Origin of the sequence: Halogeometricum pallidum JCM 14848 (assembly GCF_000337095.1) — an archaeon.
Classification (GTDB): Archaea; Halobacteriota; Halobacteria; order Halobacteriales; family Haloferacaceae; genus Halogeometricum; species Halogeometricum pallidum.
On record NZ_AOIV01000045.1, the window covers coordinates 258741 to 266393 of the forward strand.

At 68.9% G+C, this 7653-nt stretch carries 9 protein-coding genes; 6 read left to right on the top strand and 3 right to left on the bottom strand.

Features of this window, described 5'->3' with window-relative positions; genetic code table 11:
- Window positions 1–118 precede the first annotated feature (118 nt).
- Window positions 119–622, top strand: coding sequence for a DUF7523 family protein (locus tag C474_RS21080; protein WP_008390432.1), 504 nt, complete (start codon window positions 119–121; stop codon window positions 620–622).
- 48 nt (window positions 623–670) lie between these two features.
- On the opposite strand, the gene C474_RS21085 is transcribed toward C474_RS21080, so the two are convergent.
- A complete protein-coding gene (locus C474_RS21085; RefSeq protein ID WP_008390433.1) occupies window positions 671–1924 on the bottom strand; it encodes a sulfite oxidase in 1254 nt (417 codons plus the stop codon).
- A gap of 209 nt (window positions 1925–2133) precedes the next feature.
- On the opposite strand from C474_RS21085, the gene cysS reads away from it, so the two are divergent.
- A complete protein-coding gene (gene cysS / locus C474_RS21095; protein WP_008390435.1) occupies window positions 2134–3621 on the top strand; it encodes a cysteine--tRNA ligase in 1488 nt (495 codons plus the stop codon).
- 16 nt (window positions 3622–3637) lie between these two features.
- On the opposite strand, the gene C474_RS21100 is transcribed toward cysS, so the two are convergent.
- Window positions 3638–3925 (bottom strand): DUF357 domain-containing protein, encoded by a 288-nt coding sequence (locus tag C474_RS21100; RefSeq protein ID WP_008390436.1) that lies wholly within the window; start codon window positions 3923–3925, stop codon window positions 3638–3640.
- Between the two features lie 128 nt (window positions 3926–4053).
- Between C474_RS21100 and C474_RS21105 the strand changes: the two genes are divergently transcribed.
- A complete protein-coding gene (locus C474_RS21105; protein WP_008390437.1) occupies window positions 4054–5121 on the top strand; it encodes an NAD(P)/FAD-dependent oxidoreductase in 1068 nt (355 codons plus the stop codon).
- A gap of 76 nt (window positions 5122–5197) precedes the next feature.
- Entirely contained in the window at window positions 5198–5482 is a 285-nt protein-coding gene (locus C474_RS21110; protein ID WP_008390439.1) for a DUF7545 family protein, read from the top strand.
- A gap of 132 nt (window positions 5483–5614) precedes the next feature.
- Here the strand turns inward: C474_RS21110 and C474_RS21115 are convergent, their stop codons facing one another.
- A complete protein-coding gene (locus C474_RS21115; protein ID WP_008390440.1) occupies window positions 5615–6457 on the bottom strand; it encodes a ZIP family metal transporter in 843 nt (280 codons plus the stop codon).
- Between the two features lie 148 nt (window positions 6458–6605).
- On the opposite strand from C474_RS21115, the gene C474_RS21120 reads away from it, so the two are divergent.
- A complete protein-coding gene (locus tag C474_RS21120) occupies window positions 6606–7082 on the top strand; it encodes a YbaK/EbsC family protein (protein WP_008390441.1) in 477 nt (158 codons plus the stop codon).
- Window positions 7083–7192: 110 nt separating this feature from the next.
- Window positions 7193–7653: putative manganese transporter (locus C474_RS21125; protein ID WP_008390442.1), on the top strand; the 461-nt coding region annotated here is incomplete at its 3' end.

Consider the following 7653-nt stretch of genomic DNA (forward strand, 5'->3'; position numbering starts at 1 on the left):
CCGCCTTATGGACTTCGGGTTCCCGAAAGGAATCTTGTCGATTCGATAGCCGGAGTTCGTCCCGCGCGCCACCGCCGCCTCCGAGACGCTTTTGTGCGTCTCCGCCGAGGGCATCACCATGTCACTGGCCGCCGAGACACGAGACGCCGTCAGGGCGCGCCCGCACCTCCTCTACGCTCTCCGCGCGGGCGTGGTGAACTACGCCGCCGCCGCGGAGACGTTGGACGTCGAGGGCGAGGCCGACGCCGTCGCCACCGCGCTCCGCCGGTTCGCCGACGACCTGCCGCCCTTAGAAACCGAAGTGCGGGACGCCACCGTCCGGATGCGAAGCGGGGTCGGACTCGCCGGCGAGGACGTGCCGGCCGACGGGGACGACGAGCGAGTACTCACCGTCGGCGGCGTCGCCGTTGTCGCCGCCGGCGGGGAACTCACCGCCCTCGTCGCTACCGGCGACGTGGACGCCCGCGCGCTCTCGGTCGTCTGTGACCGCCTCCGCGCGGAGAACGTCATCGTCGACGCCGCGGGCGTCGCGGACGGGGAACTGGTCGTCGTCGTCCCGCAGCGACAGGGGGCGAACGCGCTCCGACACGTGGAGTCGGCCTTCGAGTCGCTGTCGGTCTGAGGCGTTCCCGGCGCGCCGTCTCGTCCCCGCCCGGTCGTTCGCGTCGGCTTACGCTTCCTCCTCGGAATCGGCCACCTCGACCGTCACGCCGTTCGGTTCGAAGGCGTTCGCGGCGTACCCGCCCTCGTTCCACGGGAACGCGTCGTCTCCGAGGGCGTCGTCCCACGCGTCCGGGTCGGAGATGCGCGCAGGCTGTCGCCGCCCCCGGTCGTCCGTCGCCCGCGACAGCAACTCGTAGCGTCCGGGCTTCGGCCGCCAGTCGTACCGGAACAGTCGCCACGCCCCGGGGTAGTCCGGCCCGAACAGGTCCGCGTCGGCCCACGTCTCGCCGCCGTCGGTCGAAACTTCGACGCGTTCGACGCCGTCGTCGCCCGCCCACGCGACGCCGCGCACCTCCGTCGCGCCGTCGCGGGGCGTCACGGGAGACTCGCTGTCTGGCGTCCCGATTACCGACTTCACGTTGGCATCGAACGTGTACGGATGGTCGACGGCCCCCGTCAACTGCTCCCACGTGTCCGCGGCGTCGACGGACTCGTTCGCGTCGGGTTCGACGCCGTGCGGGTGGAGTCGGTAGGCGACCTGCTGCCAGTAGGCGTGTTCGCCCGGTCTATCGAGGGAGCCCTCGGTCACCATCGAGTCCATCACGCGCAGTTCCTCGACCCACTTCACGTTGTTCACGCCGTACCAACCCGGAACGACGAGGCGGACCGGGAACCCGTGCTCCCGCGGGAGGGGGTCGCCGTTCATCTCGTAGGCGAGGACGCAGTCGTCGAACGCCTTCGAGAGCGGAATCGACCGCGCGAACACGTCGTCGCCGTCCGAGGGGTCGCCGCCGACGGCGGTCAGCCACCGGCCGTCCGCCGCGTCGACGCCGTGGGCCCGGAGCACCGAACTGACGGGCGCGCCGGTCCAGACGGCGGTGGCCGCCGCCTCGAACCCCCACTGGACGCTCCCCGTCTCGGGCCGGTGCTGGCCGCGCCCGTTACCCGCGCACTCCATCGTGTGCGCGACGGCGACCCGCGGGTACTCCTCCCTGAGAGCCGCCGTCGAGAGCGTCCCCGCCGCGTCGCCGGTGAGCGCGATAGTCCACTCGTCGTCGTCGGCGTCCGGGATGTCGTTCCGGTGGCAGACGAAGTGCTCCTCGACGGGCGTCAGCCAGTTGGCGAAGGTGGCCCGTCGGGCGGCGCCGACGACGGTGTACTTGTCCGCTTCGTCCCGCGTCTCGGCCACGCCGCCCGCTTTCCGTTCCAGTATCTCCTCTATCTCGTCGCGACGCGTCGGCCGCGACCGTTCGGTAGCCATGCTAGAAAAGACCACGCATTCGGCATAACTATTGGTGCGGTATCACTTCGTCGACGGGGCCGAACGGCGCTCTCGGCGGACCGCCCGACCCGCTCTCGGTCGGTCCGTCATCGCCGGTCGAGCGCTCGTGACCGCCGACCGCGGTCGTATCCAATCGATAGGGCGCCGTTCCGACGGGTTGAAAACCGCCTCGGGAGTAGCCTCCCTCGATGACGCTGTCCGTGACCAACACCCTGTCCGGAGAACGCGAGGAGTTCGAACCACAGGACGACGACGACGTGTTGCTCTACGTCTGCGGGTTGACGGTCTCGGACGACGCCCACCTCGGCCACGCCCGCCTCTGGATGCACGCCGACGTGATGCACCGATGGCTGGAGCACGAGGGGTACGACGTCCACCACGTCGAGAACTTCACCGACGTGAACGAGAAGATAACCGCCCGCATCGGCGAGGACGGCTTCGGGGACTCCGAACCGGAGGTTGCCCGCCACTTCACGGAGCACGTCATCCGCGACATGCGCGGGCTGAACCTCAAGCGCGCCGAAGTCTACCCCCGCGTCTCCGAGCACGTCCCACAGATACGCGACCTCGTCGAGACGCTGGTGGAGAAGGGCTACGCCTACGAGTCGAACGGCTCCGTTTACTTCGACGTGACCGCCTTCGAGGACTACGGGAAGCTATCGAACCAGCGCGTCGAGGAGATGGAGGCGCAGGGGGAGGCCGAGGAACGCGGCGAGAAGCGCCACCCCGCGGATTTCGCGCTCTGGAAGGCGGGCGGCGTCTCCGAGGACGCCGTCGCCGAACACCGACACGAGGGGTTGGACCCGCTGGACGGCCCGCAGGGCGAGACGTGGGAGTCGCCGTGGGGCGAGGGGCGACCCGGCTGGCACATCGAGTGCTCGGCGATGTCGATGACGCATCTGGGAGAGACCATCGACATCCACGTCGGCGGACGCGATTTGGTGTTCCCCCACCACGAGAACGAGGTGGCGCAGAGCGAGGCCGCGACCGGGCAGACGTTCGCACGCTACTGGCTCCACGTCGGCCTCCTCCAGACGGAGGCGGACAAGATGTCCTCCAGTCTGGGCAACTTCTTCACCGTCGACGACGCCCTCGAGGAGTTCGGCGTCGACGTCATCCGGACGTTCTACCTCTCGACGGGCTACGGCGCCGAGCAGACGTTCGACGACGCGGCGATGAACGAGGCGGAGGAGCGCTGGGACCGACTCGAACGCGCCTACGAGGCGGCCGTCGACGCCGCCGACAGCCCCGACGCCTACGCCTCCGTCGAGGACGAGGACCTGCGCGGGGCCGTCGAGTCGACGAGGGAGGCGTTCCGCGAGGCGATGAACGACGACTTCAACGTCCGCGAGGCGATGGCCGCGCTCATCGAACTCGCCCGCGCGGTGAACACCCACGTCGGCGACGCCGACGAGTACGACTACCGCGGACTTCGGGAGGCTGTCGAGGCGTTCGAGGACCTCGGCGGCGACGTGTTCGGTCTGGGCTTCGGCGGCGCGGCCGAGGGCGGCGACGTGGCGATAGCGGGAGACCTCGTGGAACTCCTCCTCGACGTGCGCGAGGCCGAACGCGAGGCCGGCAACTACGACCGCGCGGACGAACTCCGCGACGAACTGGCCGCTCTCGGCGTCGAGGTGCACGACTCCGAGGACGGCCCGTCGTTCCGCTTCGAGTAACCCCGAACCGCCCGCCTCACTCCGTCGTGAACAGCCCCGTCCCCTCAGGCACCTCGAACAGTCCCATCCTGACGCCGGCGTCGAGCCATCCGTAGCCGTACGAGAACGACGCCAAGGCGTTCACCGGGTCGTCGTTCTCGCGGAAGTGACGCCCGTCTTCGAGGTAGGAGACGGCCATCTCCTCGATTTCGACGGCCGCGCCCCCGAGGGGCGTCTCTCGCGGGACGGCCACCGTCGCCTCGTCGAGGGCGTCGGCGAGCATCCGGCCGTAGCGGTCGGTCTTCTCCGCTAAGTCCGCGGGCATGGGGACTCCTCGGAGTCGCGGTCGTATGAATCCCGGTCTTTCCCGCCCCCGCAGTCGCCCCGTCCGAGTCGACGGCAATCGCGCACGACAGCGGAACCTAAAAGGGCGACTCTAGCTAACGTGGAGATATGACCGAGGACGACGCGTTCGTCGAACACCGGAAGCTCATCGTCGCGGGGTCGGGCATCTCCGGCCTCTCGGCCGCCATCTACGCCGGGCGGTCGAACAACGAGCCGCTGGTGTTCGAGGGCGACGAACCCGGCGGACAGTTGACGCTGACCACGGAGGTCGAGAACTACCCCGGTTTCCCGGAGGGCATCTCCGGACCGGAACTCATCCAGAACATGAAAACGCAGGCCGAGCGGTTCGGCGCGGAGATAGACCACGGCATCGTCGAGGACGTCGATGCGTCCGACCGGCCGTTCACGGTGACGATGAAGAACGGCGACGTCTACACCGCCGACGCCGTCATCGCCGCCTCGGGGGCGTCCGCGCGGACGCTCGAAATCCCCGGCGAGGACGACCTGATGGGCTACGGCCTCTCGACCTGTGCCACCTGCGACGGCGCGTTCTTCCGCGACGAGAAGATTCTCGTCGTCGGCGGCGGCGACGCCGCGATGGAGGAGGCGAGTTTCCTCACGAAGTTCGCCTCGACGGTGTACATCGCGCACCGCCGCGAGGAGTTCCGCGCGGAGGACTACTGGATCGACCGCGTGATGGAGAAGGTCGACAAGGGCGAAATTGAGATCATGCGCAACACCGAAGTCACGGAACTCCACGGGACGCCCGAGGAGGGCGTCGACCACGTGACGATGGTCCGCCACCCCGAGGGCCACCCGACCGAGAAACTCGACGACTCCGAGACGGAGACGTTCGAGTTCGACGTCGGCGCGGTGTTCTACGCCATCGGCCACACGCCGAACGCAGACTACCTCGAAGGGACGGGCGTCCGACGCGACGAGGAGGGCTACGTGCTGGCGAAGGGCGGCCGCGACGGCGGCCAGACGGCCACGGACGTGCCCGGTATCTTCGCCGCCGGCGACGTGGTCGACCACCACTACCAGCAGGCCGCGACGGCCGGCGGCGACGGCGTGAAGGCCGCTCTCGACGCGGACGACTACCTCGAAGATCTGGAGCGAGAGGAGGCGGCGTCCGAACCGGAACCCGAACCCGCGGCGGCCGAATCCGACGACTGAGCGACGCTTCCGATTTTCACCCTCGCGCGCCGCCGGATTTCCACAGACCCTTAACCGGAGAGACCGCAGGGTACCCATGGTCGACACCGAGACCTACACGATAGAAGGACCGAACGGCGACGTCGAAGAGGTCGAACTCCCCGAGGGACTCGTCGACGTGTTCACCGAACAGGGCGAGGAAGCGACGAACGTCGTCGGCGACCTGGTCGTCCAGTCGTTCGCACAGCAGGCGCACGTCGCCGTCCACCACGGCGAGGGCGAGACGCCGGCGGACCTCGAGGAACTCAACGAGAAGATGGAGGAACTGTTCGAAGAGCGGTTCGGCGTCTCCCTGGCCGACGCGATGGGCCACAGTCACTGAGACTCGGCTCCGACCGCTTCGAAACCGTTCGAGTCCGGAGACGCGGACACCCCCGAGACGGGGTCCCCGCAACACTGCTTTTGGCGCCGGTAGCGGAACGCCGAGTCCGCTCGACGGACGGACCGCGGCCGCTCAGACGAACAGCAACGGCACCATCACGGCGGCGCCGGCGGCGATGCCGGCGAAGAGTTCCGTCCGGCCGCCGTTCGGCAGGTCTGCTCCGCGTTCGAACGCCTCGGGGACGAACTCCGCGAGGACGAGATAGATCATCGCGCCGGCGGCGAAGCCGAACCCGACGGGGAGGAACTCTCGGGCGACGCGGACGAAGTAGAACGCGGCGACGGCGCCGACGGGTTGCGGAAGGCTGGAGAACACCGACCACCAGACGAGTCGTGGGTTCGAGACGCCCATCGAGCGAAGCGGGATGGAGATGGCGACGCCCTCGGGGACGTTGTGCACGGAGATGGCGACGGTCATGAACACGGCGAGAAGCGGGACGGCGACGCCGAGGACGCGGAGCCCCCCATCCAGTCCGAGGTCCGCGAACGCGACGCCGACGGCGACGCCCTCGGGGAAACTGTGGACGGTAAGCACCCCGAGGATGAGAAGCAGTTTCCGGAAGTCCGCCTCCTCGTACTGCCGCGGGTTCACCTCGGCGCCCTCGATGACGCGGTGGGCGACGACGACGAGGAGGACGCCCGCCAGCAGTCCCGCGCCGAGCAACAGGAGCGTCCGGGTCGGAACCGCCGAGACGGAGACGCCGGCCAGCGACACGCGGACGGACGGCGACAGCGCCTCCAAGACGAGACCGAACACCGACGCCGATAACATGATGCCCGAGGCGACGCCCCACAGCGCGACGTTCCAGCGGTCGCTCACGTCGCGCACGAAGAAGAACGGAACCGCTCCGAGTCCCGTCGCCAACGCGGTGACGAGGCCGGCGGCGAAGACGAAGGCGAAGCCTCCCCAGTCCATACCGACGGTACGCCTCGGAGCGAGATAAAAGTTTCATATTTCCGATACTTTCGGCGGGCCTAAATCGGGGGCGGCGTCGGCGCGCGGCGGAGTCGAACGCCGCCGAAGAGTGAGACTTTAGCGCCCCCTCCGCGTGCGCTTCGACACCATGCATCAACGAGCGAGGCAGTTCGCCGACGCCGCGTGCGAGCGACACGACTTCGAGGTGACCGTCGAGGAGTTCCCGGAGGGGACGAAGACGGCCGCGGACGCCGCCGCGGCCGTGGGATGTGAGGTCGGACAGATAGCCAGCAGCCTCATCTTCCGGGCGGGCGAGGACCTCGTCGTCGTCGTCACCAGCGGCGCCAACCGCGTGAGCGAGGCGCGACTCGCCGCCCGCCTCGGCGTCGACGCCGCCGACGTGGGAATGGCCGACCCCGGCGAGATTCGGGACGTGGTCGGGTGGTCCATCGGCGGCGTTCCGCCGTTCTGTCACGAGACGGACCTCCCCGTCCTGTTCGACGAGACGCTCTCGGAGCACGACACCGTCTGGGCCGCCGCCGGGACGCCCGAGGCCGTCTTCCCCATCGACCCCGCCGAACTCCGCCGGTTGGCCGACGCCGAGGCCGCGACGATAGCCGACTGAGACGGAGTTCGCAGACCATAGATTTATTTTTAGACGTGTCTAATCCTTGGATGAGATGAATCATATGCCCGGTTTCGCCGCAAGGCGAAACCGCGTTCGGAGGGCCGACGATGTCTGAAGTCGTCGATATCCTCTTCGGGTCCGTCCGCGACGGCTTCGTGCAGGTCAGCGCGTTCGTCGCCGTGACGGTCCTCCTGTTCAGTTACATCCAGTATCGCACCGACGGCCGCCTCGTCGAGAAGTTAGAGGAGAACCGGCGGGCCGGCCCGTTGGTCGGCGCGCTGATGGGGCTCACGCCGGGGTGCGGCGGGGCCATCGTGATGATGCCGCTGTACGTCCGCGGGTCCGTCTCGTTCGGCACCGTCGTGGCCACGCTCGTCGCCACCGCGGGCGACTCGGCGTTCGTCATCATCGCCCTCGCCCCCGAGGCCGGCGTGTACGCCTACGCCATCGCCCTCGTGACGGGCGTCCTCTTCGGGTACGCCATCGACGCGTTCGGCCTCGGCGTCGGCCGCGTCGACGGCGCCGTCAGAAGCCTCCGCACGACGGCGACGGACGGCGGCGTCGCCAC